Source organism: Campylobacter upsaliensis (assembly GCF_900637395.1).
GTDB classification, from domain to species: Bacteria; Campylobacterota; Campylobacteria; order Campylobacterales; family Campylobacteraceae; genus Campylobacter_D; species Campylobacter_D upsaliensis.
In genome coordinates, this window is record NZ_LR134372.1 from 1,250,152 (window position 1) to 1,271,388 (window position 21,237).

The window sequence follows — 21,237 nt, forward strand, 5'->3', positions numbered from 1 at the left end:
AATAAGCAAAAAAGGCATTTAATGAAAACTTTAACGATTATTGATACTTTTGGCTTTTTTTTTAGGCTTTTTTATGCTTTAAAAAATTTCAAAAATTCAAAAGGTGAGCCAAGCGGTATGGTAAGTGGCTTTGCAAATTTCATTTACTCACTTAAAAATGAATATAAGAGTGATTACATCATCTTCGCTCTAGATTCTAATGGCAAAACCTTTCGTAGTGAGATTGACCCTAATTATAAAACAAATCGCACTCCTCCCCCACCTGAGCTTTTAGCTCAAATTCCCATTTGCATTGAGATGATAGAAAAAATGGGCTTTGTAAGCATTTCTAAAGAATATTATGAAGCTGATGACATCATCGCTTCTGTGGTAAAAAGCTGTAATGATAAGGACATTTTCGTGCGTATTATCACGCAGGATAAGGACCTTTATCAGCTTATTAAAGATGGAAAAGTTAGCATTTATAGTCCCATTTCTAAAAATGACTATGATGAAGCGGCTTGTTTGGAAAAATACGGAGTAAAACCTTCGCAAATTAAAGATTTCTTAGCTCTTTGTGGAGATAGTGCAGATAATATCCCGGGCGTTAAAGGCATAGGTGCTAAGGGTGCTAAAAATTTGCTTGATGAGTTTGGTAATATTGAAGAAATTTATGAAAATTTGAGTTTTGTGCGTAATGAAAGAAGTAAAAATTTGCTTTTAGAGGGCAAAGAAAATGCTTTTTTGAGCAAAAAACTTGCTAGTTTGTATGAAGATTTAGATTTAGAGGATTTGATAGAAAAAAGCGTCTATACGCAAGAAGAGCCTCTTTTAAGGGTGCTTGATTATTTAGAGCGTTTTGAGCTAAATTCTTTACTCAAAAAGCTAAAGGCAAATCCTCAAAATCGTAATCAAAATTTAGGCTTTAAAGCGACCTTAATCCTCGATGAGAACACGCTTTTTGATAAGCTTGAAAGCCTTGAGAGTGAAAGCATTATCGCCTTTGATACTGAAACAACAGGGCTTAATGTAAGAGAAGCTAAAATCGTAGGCTTTAGCTTTTGTGTGAGTGAAAATGAAGCCTTTTATGTGCCGTTAAATCACACTTATCTAGCAGTGCCTAGTCAAATTTCAATGCAAGCGGCAAAAAGAGCTTTGGAGCAAATTTATTCTCATTTTATCATAGGGCATAATTTAAAATACGATTTTGCCATAATTGAAAATAATTTTAAACTCACCCCTCCCAAAAAATATGCCGACACTATGATTTTAGCGTGGCTTTATAATCCAACTTTGCGTGTTAATATGGACGATTTAGCTCTAAGACTTTTTGATTATAAAACCCTGCATTTTGAAAGTGTGGTAAAAAAAGGAGAAAATTTTGCCAGTGTAGAACTTGAAAAGGCTTGCAATTACGCTGCTGAGGATGCTTATATCACCTTAAGATTTTACTTATATTTTTTAAAAAATTTAGAGCCAAATTTACTAAAACTTGGCTTTGAAAGCGAATTTAATTTTATAGAAGTTTTAAGAAAAATGGAACAAAGTGGCATTAAATTAGAAACGCAAAAGCTTCAAAATTTAATGCAAGAATTTGAAAAAGAAATCAAGCTTTTAAGTGAAGAAATTTACACGCTTTGCGATGATAAATTTAATCTTAATTCCCCTAAGCAAGTAGGCGATGTGCTTTTTGAAAAGCTTAAGCTCCCTAGTGCCAAAAAGACAAAAACGGGCTATTCTACTGATGAAAAAGTGCTAGAAAGTCTGACAGATAGGCACCCTGTCGTGAGTAAAATTCTAGCTTATAGAGAGCTTGCCAAGCTTTACTCGACCTATTGTGAGCCCCTATTAAAACTTGCTTTAAAAGATGAAAATTCGCGTATTTATTCAAGTTTTTTACAAACAGGCACAGCCACAGGACGCCTCTCTTCCAAAGAGCCAAATTTGCAAAATATCCCAGCTCACGGACAATATGCTAAGGACTACAAATCTTGCTTTATCGCACAGGAGGGCTTTAGTTTTATCAGTCTTGATTATTCCCAAATAGAGCTTAGAATGCTCGCACATTTTAGCGAAGATGAAAAGCTTTTAGAAGCCTTTAAAAATGATGAAGATATACACGCAAGAACGGCTATAATGATTTTCGGTGAGAGTAATTATGAAACAAGAAGCATTGCTAAAAGCATTAATTTTGGACTTATTTATGGTATGGGCTATAAAACCTTAAGCCAGAATTTAAAGATAGAAGCAAGTCTAGCAAAAACTTATATAGAAAGGTATTTTGCTAATTTCACAAGTATTAAAAGCTTTTTTGAAAAAGTAAAAAATGATGCAAAAATTAATGGTTTTATCAGCACATTAAGCGGTAGAAAGCGTTATTTTGACTTTGCTAATGCAAAACCTATGCAAGTGGCGATGTATGAGAGAGAAAGTATTAATTCTATCCTTCAAGGCTCGGCTGCGGACATTATCAAACTTGCTATGCTAGAACTTTACAAGGAGCTTGATGCAGATAAAAGGCTTATTTTGCAAATTCACGATGAGCTAATTTTCGAAGTTAAAGATGAATTATGTGAAAAATTTGAAAAAAGAGCTAGGGATATTATGGAAAATATAGTAAAATTAAAAGTTAATTTAAAAACAAGTTCAAGTATCGCTAAAAACTGGGGCGCTTTAAAGTGAAGGAGTAATAAAAAATGGATTTAACGACCATACTTGGAATGGTGCTAGCTGTTACTAGTATCTCTGTGGGGGATATTTTAGAGGGGGGAAATCCTCTGCATGTTTTGCACTTCTCATCATTTCTTATCGTGATGCCAACGGCAGCTTTTTGTGCTATGACGGCTACACATAAAAAAATTGTGAAAGCCGCCTATAAAGAGCTAAAAATCGTTTTTAAGGGGTCTGGCGTGAATTTACCAGAACGCATCGCACAACTTATAGAATTTGCTATTGTCGCGCGTAGAGATGGACTTTTAGCCTTAGAATCAAGAACAAATGAGATTGAAAACGAATTTTTAAAAAATGCTATGATGATGTTAGTCGATGGCAAAAGCTTTGAAGAAATTCACGAAAGTATGGAGATTCAAACTGAACAATTAGAGGAACATTATAAAGAATGTGCGGAATACTGGATAGTCTTTGGAGAAACCTGCCCTACAATGGGACTTGTTGGAGCGGTGTTTGGACTTATCCTTGCGTTAAAACTTTTGGATAATCCTCAAGCTATGGCGGCGGGAATTTCTGGTGCATTTACCGCTACTGTTACGGGAATTTTTGGAGCTTATGCGCTTTTTGCACCTTGGGGAAGAAAAATGAAAGCTAACGGCATGGATTTTGTCAAAGAGCAAGTTGTCATTACTGAGGCGATTAAAGGTATAGCAGAAGGGGCAAATCCTAGAGATTTAGAAGCAAAACTTTTTAATTTCTTAAGCCACGATGACCCAAGAATTTCACAATTTGACAAAGGGTAAAAATGGCTAAAAAACACAAATGCCCCGAATGTCCAGCTGGTGAAAAATGGGCTGTGCCTTATGCGGATTTTTTAAGTTTGCTTTTGGCACTTTTTATTGCACTTTGGGCTATTTCTGAAACAAATCCCGCTAAGGTCGAAGCTTTAAAAACGGAATTTGTAAAAATTTTCGATTATACAACAACCCAAGCGGTTAAAACAGAAAGTCAAAATACTGAAAAGCACGCAGGTGCTTCAAGAACTCCAAATGATGAAGTTGAGGCGCTAAAAAGACTGACTTTAAGTCAGCAAGAAACAATTAGAAAACTTAAAGCCGCCCTCGATCAATCCGAAAATCAAATCGCTCTTAATCTCCCCTCACGCGTAGAATTTGCTAAAAATAGTGCGGAAATTGTCTCTGCCGATGTGCAAGATTATCTCAAGCGTATGGCACAACTTTCTTTGAGTTTGCCACCACAAGCAAAAATCGAAATTCGTGGCTTTACGGATAATAGTGATAGTGCTTTAAGAAGTTTTGAATTAGGCTATGAAAGAGCTAAGGCTGTGATGAATTATTTTATTGATGGCGGAGTAAGTGTGGGAAAACTTAGCATTAAAAGTTATGGTTTTAATGAGCCTTTACTCAATCACGCTCCAAGCGATCTTGCAAATAATAGAGTTGAAATTTATTTTAAAGTCGATATAGACGATGATAATGCACAAAGATCTATATTAGAACTACTTCAAAGGGCTAACTAGCCCTTAAACCAAGTGGCTATTTTATCAAATAAGCCTTTTTGCTCGTGATGCATACCATCCTTGATGCCAAAACTTTCGCTTAATTGCTCTAAAAGTTTTGTTTGCTCTTCATTAAGTGAGTTTGGAAATTTAATGGCAATTTGCACAATTTGCCTACCTATATGTGAACTGCGAACATTTTTAACGCCCTCATTTTCAAGCACAAATCTTTGCCCATCTTTTGCACCTTTTGGCAAATTTAAAGTCGCTTCACCGCGAATTGTAGGAACTTTCACGCTTTGACCCAAAATAGCTTGTGTGAAAAAAACAGGAAATTCTATATAAATATCTTCATCATCACGGATAAAAGTTTCATCTTCTTCTGCGTGAATTTTAACAAATAAATCCCCCCTAATGCCATTTTTAGTAATATTTCCCTTTTCGCTAACCCTCAAATTCATTCCACTATCCACACCCTCAGGCACTTTAAGCTCAACCTTATCTTTAAGCTCTTCATAGCCAAGCCCCTTGCACTGCGGACACTTATCACTCGCACAGCTTCCGCTACCACTACAATCGGGACAAGTTTGCGCAAAAGACAAAAAGCTTTGCTTCATAACGATTTGCCCTCTACCTTGACACTTAGGACAAGTTTGCATTTTGCCGTCTTTTGCCCCACTGCCATTACAAGTTTTGCACGAGTTTTTATAAGTAAAATCAATTTCCTTTGTGCAGCCAAAAACAGCTTCTTTAAAGCTAAGATTAAGCCCCACAACAAAATCGGCGTTAAATTTATCTTCATTATTTTTTTGTCGCGATTTCCTGCCGCCAAAACCTTCTCCAAAAAAACTTGTAAAAATATCTCTAATATCCTCAAAATCACCAAAACCAGCACTTCCACCAGCCCTACTCTTTAAAGCTTCTTTGCCGTATCTATCATAAATAGCTCTTTTTTCATCATCACTTAAAACTTCATAGGCTTCGTTGATAAGTTTAAATTTGTCTTCAGCTTCTTTATCTCCTTGATTTCTATCAGGATGATATTTTAAGGCTAGTTTTCTATAAGCTTTTTTAATGCTTTCTTTATCGGCACTTTGTGTTATTTCTAAAATTTCATAATAACTGATTTCCACGCATTTTCCTTATTTTGATTAAAAGTTGTGATTCTATCAAATTTTAATTAAAAAATGATAATAAATTTGCAAGCGTTGAAAGTTAAGAAAAACGCCTTAAAGTCGATTATACAAAAGTTAAGCAAAAATAAGCTAAAATCGCAAATTTATCTTTGTAAAAGGAAAAAAATGGACGCTAAAACTCAAAATTTAGAGCTTGAAGAATTATTTAAGGAAAATAAAGAAGATTATATTACCTATGAGAAATTAGTTAAATATCTTAATAAGCAGCCCAATCTTACAGCGATTAAAAAAATTCGCTCTTTGATGAAAAAATATAAAGTTGAGCTTTATTCTGCGGCACAAATTGCCCAAATGCAAAATGTAGCCGATGCGAAAAGATTAGAAGAAGAGAAACAAAAGCTCCAAGATACTGGGCTAGAAAATGAATTTAATTTAGCAAACGAAAATGAGCTTTTAGAGTGGAGTCGCTCGGACTCTCCTGTGCGTATGTATTTAAGAGAAATGGGGCAAATCGCACTTTTAAACAAAGATGAAGAAGTCGAAATTTCAAAGAAAATTGAATTGGGTGAAGATATTATCATCGATGCTTTTTGTTCTGTGCCTTATTTGATTGATTTTATTTTAGACTATCAAGAACCTTTGATTAATAGAGAAAGGCGTGTAAAAGAGCTTTTTAAAAGTTTTGATGAGGAAGAAGACAAGGAAAATGATAAGCTCGATGAAGAAGAAAATGATGAAGAAAGCGAAGAGGATAAAAAAACCAAAAAGCCTAACAAAAAGGAAGATGAACGCACCTTAAAAGTGATAGAAAAATTTAAAGCCTTAGAAAAAGCAAAAAAAGAATGGCTTAAAGTTTCTAAAGAAACTAAAGCTAAAGAAGATGAGCTTTTAGACAAATTAAGCATAGCTTTTAAAAAGAATATTTTAAAAGAAAAATTAATGGACCTAGGACCAACTTCAAAGCTTATTAGTGAAATTGTCAAGTCAATGGAAACAGCGCTTAAGAGTGATGATGAATTTGACAAGGAACTTAAGCGTTTAGAATACCGTCTTCCTATGTTTTCAGATGAGCTGAAAGCTAGGCATGCGGATATTTTAAAAGAAATTACCAAATTAAGCAAAGATGAAATTGCCGAAAAAGCTATGGAAACGACTATGGTAAGCACTTATATGGAGATTAAAAAACTCTTTCAAACTAAAGAAGCGAGTAAAAAAAGCTTTGATTTGGAAAAAAGTCGTTTAAAAGAAATTTTAGAACAAATCAAAAGAGGTAAAAAAATTTCCGATGAAGCTAAGGGTAGAATGGCAAAGTCAAATTTGCGTCTTGTTGTCAGTATAGCCAAGCGTTATACAAATAGAGGCTTGCCATTTTTGGACCTTATACAAGAAGGCAATATAGGCTTAATGAAAGCGGTGGATAAATTTGAATACAAGAGAGGTTATAAATTTTCCACTTATGCGACTTGGTGGATAAGACAAGCCATTTCAAGAGCGATTGCTGATCAGGCAAGAACAATTCGTATTCCTATCCATATGATAGAAACAATTAATCAAATCAACAAAATCATAAGAGAGCATTTGCAAAAAAATGGCAAAGAGCCAGATGTCAATGATATTGCTAAAGAAGTGGGCTTGAGCGTTGATAAGGTAAAACAAGTCATTAAAATTACCAAAGAGCCTATTTCTCTTGAAGCACCTATTGGCAGTGAAGATGATGGAAAATTTGGAGATTTTGTAGAGGATAAAAATTCGCTTTCTCCTATGGATAACATTTTAAAAGATGACTTAAAAGAACAAATCGATGAAGTGCTTGATCAGCTAAATGATAGAGAAAAGGCTGTAATTCGTATGCGTTTTGGCTTACTTGAAGATGAAAGTGATAGAACTTTGGAAGAGATAGGAAAAGAACTTAATGTAACACGCGAAAGAGTAAGACAAATAGAAAGTTCGGCAATTAAAAAACTAAAGCACCCAAAAGTAGGACGCAAACTTAAAAATTATATCGAAGGGTGGAAATAAGCCTTTTTCAAGGCTTATTTTTAGTGGCAGCCGCAACCCCCACAACAACTTCCAGAACCTTTAAAAAATTCTTCAACAGCTTCAAAATTTGGCATTTCTGTGATTTCTTTTACAAGCTCTTTATAAGCGATTTTGCCATCTTTAATCACAAAAACAGCTCTAGCTAAAAGCCCTTCTAAAGCACCATTAGCGATTAAAACGCCGTATTTTTCTCCAAATTCTTTAGCGACAAAATCACTTGCTACGACTAAATTGTCAATATTTTCAGTCGAGCAAAATCTTCCCATAGCAAAAGGTAAATCCATACTGACAACAATCACTTCAGCACCCTTAAAAGCAGCGATTTTTTGATTAAATTCTCTTGCTTCACTCGCACAAACAGGAGTGTCGAGGCTCGGCACAGTAAGGACAATTTGCACCTTATCTTCTTTTGCGATTTCTACAACGCTTAAATCCTTAGCCTTAAGACTTACTTTAGGAGCTTTTGCTCCAACTTCTAGCACATTTCCCTTTAAATCAACGGGATTTCCTTTAAAATTAACTGACATTTTTTCTCCTTTAATATGATGTATTATATTGATGATTTCTATTATGATGTGGCAAAAGCGGCGGTTGATGAACTCTACCTCGCTTAAAATCGCCCTCTAAACTCCAAATAGTATCTTGTAAAATCCTCTGTCCCTCCTCGCTTTTTGTGAAATTGATAAATTCTTGCACTTTTTGATTTTGCAAACCTTTTTTTGTAGGGGCTAATTCCATAGCCTTATACATAGCAAATTCCTTTCCCACCTCAACAAACAAAGCCTCATTTTCTAAAGTCTTTTTCCAACATGAAGAGCCAATTAAAACATCGATGTTTGGATCTTGCCTCCATAAGCTTAAGGCTTCTTTTGGACCTTTTGCATACACAATAATATTTTTTCTAAGCTTAGTTAAATTTTCCCCATTTCCCATTTTAAGGGCTATAAATTCATAGCTATTGTGTCCTCCACTCATCGCCATAATTTTAACTTTTTTATCCAAAAGATCGTTAAAGGAGGTGATTTTTAGAGGATTGTTAGGACGCACCATTAAATTTGTTTGACACAAATGGATAATGCTAATATCATCTATACTTAAATTTGGCACTAATTCAATATACCTCTCCATACTCTTAGCACTTGGTGCATAAAATAAATCCGCATCCTGTCTAGCTTTATAAAGCCAAGTTTTAGAAGGACCGGAATTCACAACAACCCTTTCTCCGCTTTTTTTCTCAAATTCTAACGCAAGCTCTCTCATAGCTAAAGCTGCTGGATCTGGTCCATAAAGTAAAATTTCAGCACTTAATAAACTAGCCATTAAGGTGTTTAAAAATAACAATTTTTTCATCATACACCTCTTTCAATCGTTTCATTTATACTAACACTTAAAAGTTAATACTCCTCTTTACATAACCCAGCTTCGACTAAAAAACAAGACGGCTTATAATGCGTTTTTTTATTTTTATCGTATTTTGCGTAACTAAGATAAAGTATATTTTTTGCCCTTGTTACAGCGACATAAAAAAGCCTTCTTTCTTCCTCTAAACTTCCTCCCCTAGACATTAGTTTTTTGTTGGGAAAACGATTTTGTGCTAAATCTACCACAAAAACTAAATCAAACTCAAGCCCCTTACTTGCATGCACACTTAACAAATTCACGCCTTTTCCGCTACTCATTTCACTTGAGCCTAGTGTTAGAAAATTATAATATTTATAAACATCGCTATAATTTTTCGCAAATTCTTTTAAAATTCCAAATTTTGCTTCTATCTTTTGTAAATTTTCATTTTTTCTTAGCAAATCGACCTGCCCTGCTTTATTTGTCGCTCTTTTTGTAGCAAGCTCCTCGCAAATTTCTTTAAAAAATTCATTATTAAAAATGCAATTTAACACTTCTAAAGAATGCCTTTTACGCTCCACTTCTTTAAGAAAAAAATAAAGTTTTTCCAAATTTCTCGCACAAAGCTCATTGATTTTAGAAAGTTTTAAGATGGGGTGTGCTTCAAATTCGCTTTCAAAATGAAAACGCTTTTCATTTGCCAAATCATCTAAATCCGCAAAAAGCCCTAGTTCATAATTTCTTTTTTGATAATTTTTCAAACTTACACTTTTATCAGGCTCTAAAAAACCCTTAATCAAATTTCCATCTCCAAGCTTTAAAAGTGCGTCAAAAATATCTTTTGCTAAAACTCCCCCCACACCTTTTGTATATTGTATAAGATGAATAAAAGCCATAATATCTTTGGGATTGACAATTAGAGCCAACATCGCGCAAAATGCTTTAACTTCTAAACTTTCAAAAAAGCTCCCACTCCCCTTTCTCACACTTGCAATCCCTCGCTCCCTTAAAGCCACTTCCATACCATCAGCACTAGAATTATTACGAAAAATCACAGCGATTTCCTCCAAATTAATTCCGCTTGTATATATCATTTTAGCGATGTTTTGATATTGAGAAAACAATTCATCAAAAATGAGCAAACTAGGTGCCTTAAATTCATCTTGACGCGTTACGATAAGCTCTTTTGGATAAAGTCTTTCATTATTTAAAATGACTTTATTAGCAAGGGCTAAAATGCTTTTTGAGGAGCGGTAGTTTTTATTGAGTGAAAAAATTTGTGCATCCAAAAAACGCTCCTTAAATCCTCCTATAATGTTAATATCCGCCCCATTAAAAGCATAAATACTTTGGTCATAGTCCCCCACACAAAATAGACTTTTACTTTCAAATGCCTCGATAAGTGAGCTTTGCAAAGAATTTGTATCTTGATACTCATCAACTAAAATTTCATCAAATTCGTGCTTTTGGGTCTTTAAAAGCTCTTTTAAATTTAAAAGCAAATCGTTAAAATCCACATAATTAAAACGCTTTTTTTCCTCTTCATATTCTTTTAAAATATCCTCATAAATTTCCGCGTAAATGCTTTGTTCTGGGTAGTTTTGACAAAACCAAGTGTGAAATTCCTCATTATGAGTTTTATTTTGGAATAAAGAATAAAGTTCGTATAAAGAGGTGCTTGCGTAGGGATTTATATCGCTTAAATGCGAAAAACGCCGTTTTTCATACACACTTTTAAGTAGGGTTTTTAACTCACTTGCTTGCTTTAAAATGATGGTTTTATCAGCATTTTTAAGGAGAGTGTAGGCAGTGGAATGAAAGGTGCCGGCTAGAATTTTTCCTGTGATTTTTTTATCAAAATAGCGTGAAAGACGCATAATCATTTCTTTACTTGCCTTATTGGTAAAGGTTAAAAGCATAATTCTTTCAGGCTTAATGCCCTGCTGTAATAAAAAAGCTATTCTAGCGACTATGGTAGAAGTTTTACCCGTGCCAGCACTTGCGATGATGAGATTGTGTCCAAAATTTGCTTTAGCAGCTTTTAATTGCTCTTCATTGAGTTTAGAAAGTGGCATTCTTCTCCTTAAAATAAAAGGCGTAATTATAAAAAAATTTGCTTAAAAAATGAAATTTTGACTTTCTTATTGTATAATATAGATTTTATTTTATTTAAATTTAAGGAAAAGAAATGAATGTTAAGGTTTTTTCTATTTTAATAGCCATATTAATCGCTTTAATTTTCGCACTTGGCGGGACTTATTATTATCTTTTTGAGCGTGATACAAGTAGTGCAGTCAATCAAACTCCTACAATTCAAACCCAACAACAAACTCTCCCACAAGAGCCACAACAAAAAGAACAAGATTTCATTCAAGAAACAAATACTAGCTTAAGCCCTATTTTGCCAACACAAATACAAGAGCAAACGCAGGTAGATCTTAATCACACAGTAAAACAAGAAGAGAAAAAAGAAGAACCTAAGCTCACAAAACAAGAAGAAAACAAAAAGCCAATCGAGCAGCCAAAACAAGCCATTAAAGAAGTAAAAGATATAAAGAAAAAAGAGCCTCAGCAAAGCGTAAAAAAAGAAGAAAGAAAGAAAGAAAGAAATCAAAAGCAAATTCGCCTAAGCACCATAAAAGAATATCAGCAAAAAGGTAAAGATAGCCGTTTTGAGCCAAAGCTTAGTTCTGAAACGATGAAGGTTTATGTGATGCACGGCAAAGCCTTGACTCAATATAGAATCGAGCTTTTAGAAGATATGCTTATCCCTGTTCAATCAAGGGCGCAAGATTATAACTTAACCGTTTTTATAGAAATGCTACCAAAACATAAAATGAATATAAGCATTTACAACAAAGATATTATTTTTTCTCATATGAAAAAAGCTTATAGATACATTGATATTAAACAATTAGCCCCGCATCTTGGCAATCTTAATGAATTAAATTCAAAGGTTAAAAGAGAAGAGATTATCGAAAGGATAGAATTTAAAAGTGATGAGGAATTTAAGGGAAGCGATTTTGCTAAGCATATTAAAAGCTTAAAGAGAAGGCTCGAAACAGCTCAATTTTTCTTCCCTTTTACAGAAATCATTGAAATCAAATCTCAAAAATAGGAATTTTTCTCAATGTATGATAAAAATTTAGAAAAAAAATACTATGAGCTTTGTGAAAAACGCGGATATTTTGAGATAGATTCAAACAAAAGCATACAAAAAGAGGGTAAAAATTTCTGCATTATGATGCCTCCACCTAATGTAACAGGCGTTTTGCACATTGGGCATGCTCTTACTTTTACCCTGCAAGATATTATCACGCGTTATAAAAGAATGGATGGCTACAAAACGCTTTATCAGCCCGGACTTGACCACGCAGGTATCGCTACACAAAATGTCGTAGAAAAGCAACTTTTGGCACAAGGCATTACAAAAGAAGAGCTTGGAAGAGAAAAATTTATAGAAAAAGTGTGGGAATGGAAAGAACAAAGTGGGGGCAAAATTTTAGAACAAATGCGGACACTTGGTATAACTCCGGCGTGGAGTCGTTTGCGTTTTACTATGGATGATGGCTTGGCAAATGCCGTTAAAAAAGCCTTTGTAAAGCTTTATGATGAAAAGCTCATTGTGCGGGGAAATTATATGGTAAATTGGTGCACTCACGATGGTGCTTTAAGCGATATAGAAGTCGAATATAAAGAAAACAAAGGCAAACTTTATCACATTAAATATTTTTTAAAAGATAGTGAAGAATTTCTTATCGTTGCTACAACTCGCCCTGAAACTTTTTTCGGCGATACGGCAGTAATGGTGCATCCTGATGATGAAAGATATGCTAAATTTGTAGGAAAAGAGGTCGTTTTGCCTCTAAGTAAAAAAACTATTAAAATTATCGCTGATGAATCTGTGGAAAAAGACTTTGGAACAGGTGTAGTAAAGGTAACTCCAGCACACGATATGAATGATTATGAGGTGGGTTTAAGACACCATTTAGAATTTCTTAGCGTTTTTGACGAAAAAGGAATTTTAAATGAGCATTGTTTGGAATTTATGGGTTTAGAAAGACTTGAAGCGAGAGAAAAAATAGTCCAAAAACTCGAAAATTTAGGTTTTATCGAAAAGATAGAAGAGCATCATAATCAAGTGGGCTATTGCTATCGTTGTAATAATATTGTAGAGCCTTATATCTCTAAACAATGGTTTGTCAAAAAAGAAATCGCTCAAAAAAGCATAGAAAAAGTCGCTTTAAATAAGACGCAATTTTACCCTAGCCACTGGGTCAATAGCTTTAATGCTTGGATGCGAGATTTGCGTGATTGGTGTATTTCAAGGCAGCTTTGGTGGGGACATCAAATTCCTGTTTATTACTGCGAGTGTGGATGTGAGTGGGCAAGTGAAGATACACCCAAATCTTGCCCAAAATGTGGCAGTACTAATTTTCATCAAGACCCTGATGTCTTAGATACTTGGTTTAGCTCAGGTCTTTGGGCTATGAGCACACTTGGCTGGGGTAATAAGGACTGGGGCAAGGATCAATTTTGGTTTGAAAAAGATTTGAGGGAATTTTACCCCAACTCCTTGCTTATTACTGCTTTTGACATTTTATTTTTCTGGGTCGCTAGAATGATGTTTCAAAGCACAAACGCCCTAGAAGAACTTCCTTTTAAGCATATTTATTTACACGCTTTAGTCAAAGATGAGCAAGGACGCAAAATGAGCAAAAGTCTTGGTAATGTCATTGACCCAAATGAAAGCATTAAAACTTATAGTGCTGATATTTTGCGTTTTACTCTTGCTTTGCTAGCGGTGCAAGGACGCGATATAAAATTAAGCGAAGATAAGCTTTTGCAAGTAAGGAATTTTACAAACAAAATTTACAATGCGACAAATTATCTTCTTTTAAACGAAAACAAATTTGAAGATTTAGAAAACATTACTATTCAAAGTGAGCTTGCTAAATTTATTAACGCAAAATTTCAAGAATGCCTCAAACAAGTAAGAGAAAATTTAGAAAACTACCGCTTTAATGATGCGGCAAATTATCTTTACAGATTTTTTTGGGACGATTTTTGTGATTGGGGGATCGAGCTTAGTAAGGCACAAAAAAGTAGCGTTAAAGAGCTTGGAAGCATTTTTAAAGAAGCCTTAAAAGCCTTGCATCCTTTTATGCCTTTTATAAGTGAATATGCCTACCATAAATTAAGTGGAAGTGAGCTTGAAAATAGTGCTTCGATTATGATAAGTGCTTATCCAAATTTAGGTAACAAAGATGAAAAAATAGAACGCATTTTTTCTTTATTAATAGAAAGTATCATTAGCATACGCCGAGCAAAAAGCTTAATCGAGCTTGGTAATGCTAAGATTGAAAAGGCTTATATTAAGCTTAATAATTCTGCTATGCAAAGCGAGATAGAAAAATATCAACATTTCATAACTCTTCTTGCAAAATGTGAAAGTGTAGAATTTATAAGCGAAAAATTAAACAACGCCATTTGTGATGTGAGTGAAAATTTAGAAATTAACATTAAGCTTGACAATATAGATTTAAGTGCGATTATTTCAAGGCTTGAAAATCAAAAAATAAAGCTAGAAAAAGAATTTACTAAAATCAACGCAATGTTAAGCAATGAAAAATTCCTATCCAAAGCACCAAAAGACATTATCCTACAAAATCAAAATGCCTTAAATAATCTTAAAGAGCAATTTGAAAAGGTGCAGATGGAACTTAAAAATTTAAGGGGTTAATTTGATAAAAATACAAAATTTGCAAAAATATTATGGTAAAGAGCTGGTTATCAACGATGTTTCTTTGGAGATTAAAAAAGGTGAAATTTGTGCCATAGTGGGACATAGTGGAGCTGGTAAATCTACACTCTTAAGGTGCATTAATGGGCTTGAGACCTACCAAAAAGGTAGTCTTAAGGTTTTTGATTTAGAAATTAAAGACCTCCTTGAAAATGAGCCTGAAAAGCTTAAAAATTTAAGAAAAGATGTGGGAATGATTTTTCAAAATTTCGCCCTAATGAATCGCAAAAATGTTTTTGAAAATATTGCTATGCCATTAAGAACGCACTATACCCAGTGTAAAATGATGGCGAGTTTGTTTAGAAAAGATTACATGAGTGAAAATGATATTAAAAAGAGAATTAATGAGCTTTTGGACATTGTGGGTTTAAGTCATAAAAAAAATTCTTATCCTAAAGAATTAAGTGGAGGACAAAAACAAAGAGTTGCTATTGCAAGAGCCTTAGCGCTTAATCCTAAAATTTTATTAAGCGATGAAGCGACCTCGGCACTTGACCCTAACACGACTAAAAATATTTTAGAGCTTATCCTTAAAATCAATAAAGAATTTGGCATTAGCGTTGTTTTAGTAACACACGAAATGGAAGTTGTCAAGGATATAGCGCAAAAAGCTATTTTGCTCGAACACGGACAAATTATTGGTAGCGGAAAAATTGATGAGCTATTTTTAAAGCCTAATGCTAAGATGAGAGAATTTTTGGGAGAAAGCGATTTTTTACCAGAAAATGGACTAAATATCAAGCTTTATTTTCCTAAGGAAGTCGCTCAAAATAGCGTTATAACTCATATGGCAAGGACATTAAATATCGATTTTAACATCGTGTGGGGTAAAATTGAAAAACTCAACGGCGTGGCTTTAGGAAATTTGGTCATTAATATTGATGAAAAAGATAGGGAAGAAGTTTTAGCTTATATAGAAAAAAGTGGTGTTTTATGGGAGATGGTTTAATGGGTGAATTTTTGACTAGATTGACTGGTTTTTTTACTGAAAGTTCTTGGCAGGGTATGAAGGAAACGCTTGTGGCTTCTGTTACAAATTTTTCTCAAAATTATGATTTGATTTTGAAACAAGCCTTAAATGAAACGATTTATATGAGCTTGATGAGTGTTTTTGTGGGCTTTTTGTTGGCTATTATTCCAGGGATTTTACTTGCGATTTGGGGTCGTGATGGTATTAGAGAGAATTCCTTTGCTTACGCTATTTTGGATTTTATTACAAATATTTTAAGGGCTTTCCCCTTTCTTATTCTTATCATCGTGCTTTTGCCGCTTTCTAAAATCGTTGTTGGCACAAGCATAGGAACAGATGCTGTTATCACCCCTCTTTCCATAGGTATAGCACCTTACTTGGCTAAAATGATTGAAAGTGCTTTTAAAGAGGTCGATAAGGGTGTTATAGAGGCAGCAAAATCCTATGGTTCTAGTGATATACAAATCATTTTTAAGGTCATTTTCGTAGAAGCCCTGCCAAATATCATTGGTGGCTTAACCCTAACTTTAATTTTTACCATAGGTTTTTCGGCTCTTGCTGGGACAATTGGCGGTGGAGGACTTGGCGATGTAGCGATTCGCTATGGTTATGAGCGTTTTGATAGCGTGATGATGATACAAACTGTTGTTATTTTGCTAATTTTAGTGCAAATGGTGCAAATTTTAGGTAATTTCTTTTATGCTTGGACTAAGGATTGCAAAGAAATTTACATTATCGTGGGGCTTATTTTGATTGATTTGGCTAAGATAATATTTGATTTCTATCATCAAGAGAATGTAGTACTCGAAGTCTCATTGGGAATTATTTTAAGCTTAATTTTAGTTTTTAAAATAAAAAAGCAGAGAAATTTAAATAATTAATATTATATTAATAATTTTTAAGTTAGAATCAAACCTAATTAATTTTTTGAAAGGATAAGCTATGATGTCTCAGATGTTTTAGCCTGACTATCTTAAAAACTCTTTCTGGTAGTCAGGGCGTAAGATAAGCAAGCACAATGACTTAAAGAAAGGAAAAAAATGAAAATCAAAACACTACTTTTAGTAAGCCTTTTAGGCTTTACTCTTAATTTAAATGCCGCAGAAAAAATTGTTGTCGCAGCGACTCCTGTTCCACACGCTGAGATTTTAAATCAGGTTAAAGAAGATTTAAAGAAAGAGGGTTACACTCTTGTGGTAAAAGAATTTACCGATTATGTCTTGCCAAATCTTGCCACAGATAATGGTGAAGTCGATGCAAATTTCTTTCAGCATACGCCTTATTTAGAAGAATTCAATAAAAGCAGGGGTACGAAACTTGTCAAAGTTGCAAGTGTTCACATTGAGCCTATGGCTGTGTATTCTAAAAAATATAAGAGCTTTGATGAATTAAAAGATGGTGCTAAAATTGCCGTTCCAAATGACCCAACTAACGAAAGTAGAGCTTTAGATATTATTGCAAAAGCAGGACTTGTAAGCTTTAACGATAAGCCTTTAAAAACCCCACTTGACATCGTGGATAATCCTAAAAAGCTTCAATTTGTAGAGCTTAAAGCCGCACAATTACCTCGTGCTTTGAGCGATGTTGATGTTGCGGTGATTAATTCAAATTATGCTCTTTTGGCAAATTTAAGTCCTGTAAAAGATTCTATTTTTATCGAGGATAAAGATAGTCCTTATGCCAATGTTTTAGTTGTTAAGGAAGGTAAGGAACAAGATTCTAAGATTAAAGCCCTTGCAAAAGTTCTTCAAAGTGAAAAGATAAAGAAATTTATCGCAGAAAAATACGACGGCGCTGTTGTACCAGCTTTCTAATCCTTTCCCCGACTAAATCGGGGATTTTTCCATAATAATGAGGAAACTTCCATGAATTTCTTAAAGATAATTTTAACTTTTTTTTTATTTTCTTCTTTTTCGTCTGCTAATGAAAAAATTATCACCATAGGACTTACACCAAATCCTTTTGAAAATTTAATTGAGCATATGAGAGAGGATTTTAAAAATGAGGGTTATGAACTTAAAATTGTTGAATTTTCTGATTATATCCTGCCAAATAAGGCTTTAAGCGCTAAAGAATTAGACGCAAATTTATACCAACACAAGCCTTTTTTAGACGAATACAATAAAAATGCCAAGAGCGATTTAGTCGCTACCACGCCTATTGTGATTGCTCCTATGGCTGCATTTAGTCAAAAGCTAAAAAATCTTAGCGAGTTAAAAGATGGTGCTAGGATCGCTATCCCAAATGACCCTACAAATGAAAGTAGAGCTTTGGAGCTTTTGCAAAAAGCTGGACTAATCAAGCTCAATGACAAGGTTTTAAAAACTCCGCTTGACATAGTGGATAATCCTAAAAAGCTTAAATTCCTAGAGCTTAAAGCCGCACAATTACCTCGTGCTTTAAGTGATGTGGATGTAGCTGTGATTAATTCAAACTATGCTTTAGGGGCGAACTTGAACCCTGTAAAAGATTCCATTTTCATTGAGGATAAAGATAGCCCTTATGTTAATTTTGTAGTCGTAAGAGCAGAGGACTCACAAAGTGCAAAAACTAAAGTTATCGATAAGGTTTTAAGGAGTGAAAAACTTCGAAATTTTATCGAGGAAAACTATAAAGATATTTTAATTCCTGGTTTTTAAGGAGGAAAAATGAAAAAAATTATTTTAATTGTTAGCTTATTGTTTCATTTTGCTTTTGCAAATGATAAAACCATAATTATAGGTGCTACACCTACTCCACACGCTGAAATCTTGGAATTTAGCAAAGCTTTATTTAAAGAAAAAGGTTGGAATTTGGAAGTGAAGGAATTTGCTGATTATGTGTTGCCAAATTTAGCTTTAGCACAGGGGGATTTAGATGCAAATTTATATCAGCATAAGCCTTTTTTAGATGAGTTTAATGCTAATCAAAAAAGCAAGTTAGTCGCGGTAGATAATATCATTTTGGTGCCTATGGCTGGGTATTCTAAAAAAATTAAGGACAAAGACTTAATTCCACAAAATGCTAAAATCGCTATCCCAAATGACCCTACAAATGAAAGCAGAGCTTTAGATTTACTTGAAAGAGCTGGGCTTATCAAGCTCAATGACAAGGCTTTAAAAACTCCGCTTGACATAGTGGATAATCCTAAAAAGCTTCAATTTGTAGAGCTTAAAGCCGCACAATTACCTCGTGCTTTAGATGATGTAGATGTAGCACTTATCCCTACAAATTATGCACTTGGAGCAAAATTAAATCCAAAAGATGGGCTTTTTATCGAAGATGAAGGAAGCTTATATGCTATCGTTTTAGCCGTGCAAGAAAAGGATAAAGATGGCGAGAAAGCACAAGTTATCAAAGAAGTGCTAAAAAGCGAAGCGATTAAAAAATTCATTGAAGAAAAGTATAATGGTGCTGTAATAAGCCTATTTTAAGGGAAAATATGAGGAAAATTTGCTTTGTATTTTTGTTTTTATGGCAAATTTTAGAAGCTGGAAATTTAGATCTAGTCAAAGCTGCCTTAACTAAAGAATATCAAAATAATTTTCCTCAAATCGTTATCGAACAAATTGATTTAAAAATCACTTCTTTACCAAAAGATTTTGAAAAATTTGAGTTTTTGCGTATTGCTAATGGGAAGTTTAATAGAGCGCAAGGTTTTGTAAGGGCAGAATTTAAAACTCCACAAAATATCTCCAAAAATGTTTTTTTTCGTTATTTTATCCGTGCTAATTTAGAAGTTTTGCGTAGCACAAGGGCGATAAAAAGAGGAGATAGAATCGGTGCATTTGATTATAAAATTGTGATGATGGACTTTGATAAAGTCCCAAGCAATGCCCTAAGCAAAGAGGACTTAAACAATCTTCTTGCAAAAAATAATATTAGCAAAAATACCATTTTAAGACAAAATATGTTTAAAACCACAGCTATTATTAAAAGAAATGACCAAGTTATAGGCGTTTTAAAAGATAAAGGTATAGATGTTTTAATCGAGCTTGTTTCTTTACAAAGTGCAAATTTGGGTGAGAGAATTCGAGTTAAAAGCAAGGACGGCAGAGTGATGCAAGGCATTGTTGTGGGGAAAAATAGGGTTTTGTTACAATGAAAGTTTTGTTAGGGATTACAGGTTCAAGTAGTGTGCATTTAGGGCTTAAAATACTTGAAAATTTAGAACAAAAGGTTGAGCTTTTTTGCATTATCACTAAGGGTGCTAAAAAAAGTTTTGAAGCGGAAAATAAACAAAATTTAAGTCAAATTTGTAAAAAATTTAATCAATGCGTTTTTTTAAATGATGAGGATTTAAGTGCGGGGGTTTCAAGTGGCTCTTTTGGTATCGATAAAACCATCATCGCCCCCTGCTCTATCTCGACATTAGCTAAAATTCACGCTGGGTTTTGTGATACTTTATTAACAAGAGCTTGCGCGGTAGCCTTAAAAGAGCAAAAAAAACTCATTTTAGCCGTGAGAGAGCTGCCTTTTTCTACACTAAATTTAGAACATATGGCAAAACTTTCTCTAATGGGAGTTATCATAGCTCCGCCCATTTATGCAAGTTATAGCAAAATAAAAAATTTAGGAGATTTGGAGAATTTTATTATTGGAAAATGGCTTGATTTACTAGAAATTGACCATAATTTATATGAAAGGTGGGGTTAAAATGCTTTATGATATAGCTATTATTGGAAGTGGGACGGTGGGAGCTTTTGCGGGATATTATGCTGCAAAATCCGGCAAAAAGGTATGTTTGATTGATAAATTTCAAACACCTCATACACTAGGCTCTTATCACGGCGATACGCGAATTTTTCGCATTGCTTATGGGGAAGGGAGTAAATATATCCCTCTCTTGCAAGAGGCTTACACACTTTGGGGAGAATTTGAAAAAGCACATAAAATTAAACTTTTTGAGCGTGGTGGGCTTTTAAATGTAGGCAGTTACGACAATGATTTTATGCAAAATATCCTCACAAGCATAAAGGAATTTAAACTTAATACAAAACAACTTAATGCTAAAGAAATTTATGAAAATTACGGCATTAAAATTGCAAAGGATTGCTTTGGCATTTTAGAGCCTGATACTGGCTTTGTTTATAGCGATTTAAGCGTAAGTCTTGCGATTTTAGAAGCTCAAAATTTAGGTGCAGATATTTTAATCGACACTCTTAAAAATGTGGATAAAAAAGAAGATATTTTCACACTGCATTTTGAAAATAAAGAAAAAATTAAAGCAAAGCAAATTCTAATTTGTGCTGGAAGTTTTGTCAATGAGGTTTTAGACTGCTTTGATTTTGAGTTAGCTCCTGTGTGCGTTAAGGCAAAAAGAAAGGTGGTGCATTGGTATGAAAGCTTGGGAAATTATCCCATTTCAAAACTTTCATCATTTATTATAGAATTTGAAGATGACCATTTTTATGGATTTTATGATTTTAAAGATGGACTTAAAATTGGGCGTGATCAAAGCGGACAATTTATTAATAATAGGGAAGAGCGTAAAGATTTTGGTGCTTATGAGGAAGATTTTAGGGAAATAGATGTATATATTAAAAATTTCTTTCCCAAAATAGGCTCTTTTAAAAAGGGAAGTGTTTGTAGCTATCCTTTGAGTGCGGATAATGACTTTATTATCGATTTTTTAAGTGAAAATGTCTTTTTTATCGGCGGTTTAAGTCATGGCTTTAAATTTGCTCCCGCACTTGGCAAATTCGGCTTTGAGGCTTTAAATGCTAGCAAGTTAAATGAGGATATTCAAAAACATTTTAGCTTAAGTCGTTTCAAGAGATAATTTTAAATCCACAAAATC

Annotated in this window: 18 protein-coding genes; 14 read left to right on the forward strand and 4 right to left on the reverse strand. The window is 34.0% G+C overall.

Translation table 11 applies throughout. The features are described 5' to 3' along the window. The first annotated feature begins 21 nt into the window (after positions 1 to 21). Genes polA through motB form a run of 3 tightly spaced genes read left to right on the forward strand, consistent with a single transcriptional unit; the run spans position 22 to position 4,189 of the window. Positions 22 to 2,661, forward strand: a complete 2,640-nt coding sequence (polA, locus tag EL158_RS06265; protein WP_027303626.1) for a DNA polymerase I — start codon at positions 22 to 24, stop codon at positions 2,659 to 2,661. A gap of 14 nt (positions 2,662 to 2,675) precedes the next feature. Beyond that, positions 2,676 to 3,452 (forward strand): flagellar motor stator protein MotA, encoded by a 777-nt coding sequence (gene motA / locus EL158_RS06270; RefSeq protein WP_027303627.1) that lies wholly within the window; start codon positions 2,676 to 2,678, stop codon positions 3,450 to 3,452. Positions 3,453 to 3,454: 2 nt separating this feature from the next. Beyond that, a complete protein-coding gene (gene motB / locus EL158_RS06275; RefSeq protein WP_004277694.1) occupies positions 3,455 to 4,189 on the forward strand; it encodes a flagellar motor protein MotB in 735 nt (244 codons plus the stop codon). Here the strand turns inward: motB and dnaJ are convergent. Further along, on the reverse strand, positions 4,186 to 5,301 hold the full coding sequence (gene dnaJ, locus EL158_RS06280) for a molecular chaperone DnaJ (protein ID WP_027303628.1): 1,116 nt from the start codon (positions 5,299 to 5,301) through the stop codon (positions 4,186 to 4,188). The two genes, motB and dnaJ, sit on opposite strands and share 4 nt — an antisense overlap. Before the next feature lie 168 nt (positions 5,302 to 5,469). On the opposite strand from dnaJ, the gene rpoD reads away from it, so the two are divergent. After that, a complete protein-coding gene (gene rpoD, locus EL158_RS06285; protein ID WP_027303629.1) occupies positions 5,470 to 7,323 on the forward strand; it encodes an RNA polymerase sigma factor RpoD in 1,854 nt (617 codons plus the stop codon). A 20-nt stretch (positions 7,324 to 7,343) separates the two neighbouring features. Here the strand turns inward: rpoD and tpx are convergent, their stop codons facing one another. The 3 genes from tpx to EL158_RS06300 are packed head-to-tail and all read right to left on the reverse strand — an operon-like array spanning position 7,344 to position 10,760. Next, positions 7,344 to 7,871, reverse strand: a complete 528-nt coding sequence (gene tpx, locus EL158_RS06290; protein ID WP_027303630.1) for a thiol peroxidase — start codon at positions 7,869 to 7,871, stop codon at positions 7,344 to 7,346. Between the two features lie 10 nt (positions 7,872 to 7,881). Further along, positions 7,882 to 8,694, reverse strand: coding sequence for a substrate-binding domain-containing protein (locus EL158_RS06295; RefSeq protein ID WP_162149162.1), 813 nt, complete (start codon positions 8,692 to 8,694; stop codon positions 7,882 to 7,884). Positions 8,695 to 8,738: 44 nt separating this feature from the next. Next, entirely contained in the window at positions 8,739 to 10,760 is a 2,022-nt protein-coding gene (locus tag EL158_RS06300) for an ATP-dependent helicase (RefSeq protein ID WP_027303631.1), read from the reverse strand. Between the two features lie 113 nt (positions 10,761 to 10,873). Between EL158_RS06300 and EL158_RS06305 the strand changes: the two genes are divergently transcribed. The 10 genes from EL158_RS06305 to solA all read left to right on the forward strand — a co-directional run bounded on the left by EL158_RS06305 (position 10,874) and on the right by solA (position 21,219). Then, positions 10,874 to 11,803, forward strand: coding sequence for a hypothetical protein (locus tag EL158_RS06305; protein WP_027303632.1), 930 nt, complete (start codon positions 10,874 to 10,876; stop codon positions 11,801 to 11,803). Between the two features lie 12 nt (positions 11,804 to 11,815). Beyond that, positions 11,816 to 14,428, forward strand: a complete 2,613-nt coding sequence (locus EL158_RS06310) for a valine--tRNA ligase (RefSeq protein ID WP_027303633.1) — start codon at positions 11,816 to 11,818, stop codon at positions 14,426 to 14,428. A gap of 1 nt (position 14,429) precedes the next feature. Continuing rightward, the gene (locus EL158_RS06315) at positions 14,430 to 15,437 is read left to right on the forward strand and encodes a methionine ABC transporter ATP-binding protein (RefSeq protein ID WP_027303634.1); all 1,008 of its coding nucleotides are present in this window, start codon (positions 14,430 to 14,432) and stop codon (positions 15,435 to 15,437) included. Next, a complete protein-coding gene (locus tag EL158_RS06320) occupies positions 15,422 to 16,339 on the forward strand; it encodes a methionine ABC transporter permease (RefSeq protein WP_027303635.1) in 918 nt (305 codons plus the stop codon). The genes EL158_RS06315 and EL158_RS06320 overlap by 16 nt, the downstream gene beginning before the upstream one ends. Before the next feature lie 159 nt (positions 16,340 to 16,498). Then, positions 16,499 to 17,272: a MetQ/NlpA family ABC transporter substrate-binding protein gene (locus tag EL158_RS06325; protein WP_027303636.1), complete on the forward strand. Its 774-nt coding sequence runs from the start codon at positions 16,499 to 16,501 to the stop codon at positions 17,270 to 17,272. 51 nt (positions 17,273 to 17,323) lie between these two features. Then, positions 17,324 to 18,097, forward strand: coding sequence for a MetQ/NlpA family ABC transporter substrate-binding protein (locus tag EL158_RS06330; protein ID WP_027303637.1), 774 nt, complete (start codon positions 17,324 to 17,326; stop codon positions 18,095 to 18,097). 9 nt (positions 18,098 to 18,106) lie between these two features. Further along, positions 18,107 to 18,871 (forward strand): MetQ/NlpA family ABC transporter substrate-binding protein, encoded by a 765-nt coding sequence (locus tag EL158_RS06335; RefSeq protein WP_027303638.1) that lies wholly within the window; start codon positions 18,107 to 18,109, stop codon positions 18,869 to 18,871. An 8-nt stretch (positions 18,872 to 18,879) separates the two neighbouring features. Next, positions 18,880 to 19,542: a flagellar basal body P-ring formation chaperone FlgA gene (gene flgA, locus EL158_RS06340; protein WP_027303639.1), complete on the forward strand. Its 663-nt coding sequence runs from the start codon at positions 18,880 to 18,882 to the stop codon at positions 19,540 to 19,542. Then, positions 19,539 to 20,093, forward strand: coding sequence for a UbiX family flavin prenyltransferase (locus EL158_RS06345; RefSeq protein ID WP_027303640.1), 555 nt, complete (start codon positions 19,539 to 19,541; stop codon positions 20,091 to 20,093). Before flgA ends, EL158_RS06345 begins: the two co-directional genes overlap by 4 nt. Before the next feature lies 1 nt (position 20,094). Then, a complete protein-coding gene (solA, locus tag EL158_RS06350; RefSeq protein WP_027303641.1) occupies positions 20,095 to 21,219 on the forward strand; it encodes an N-methyl-L-tryptophan oxidase in 1,125 nt (374 codons plus the stop codon). Positions 21,220 to 21,237 lie beyond the last annotated feature (18 nt).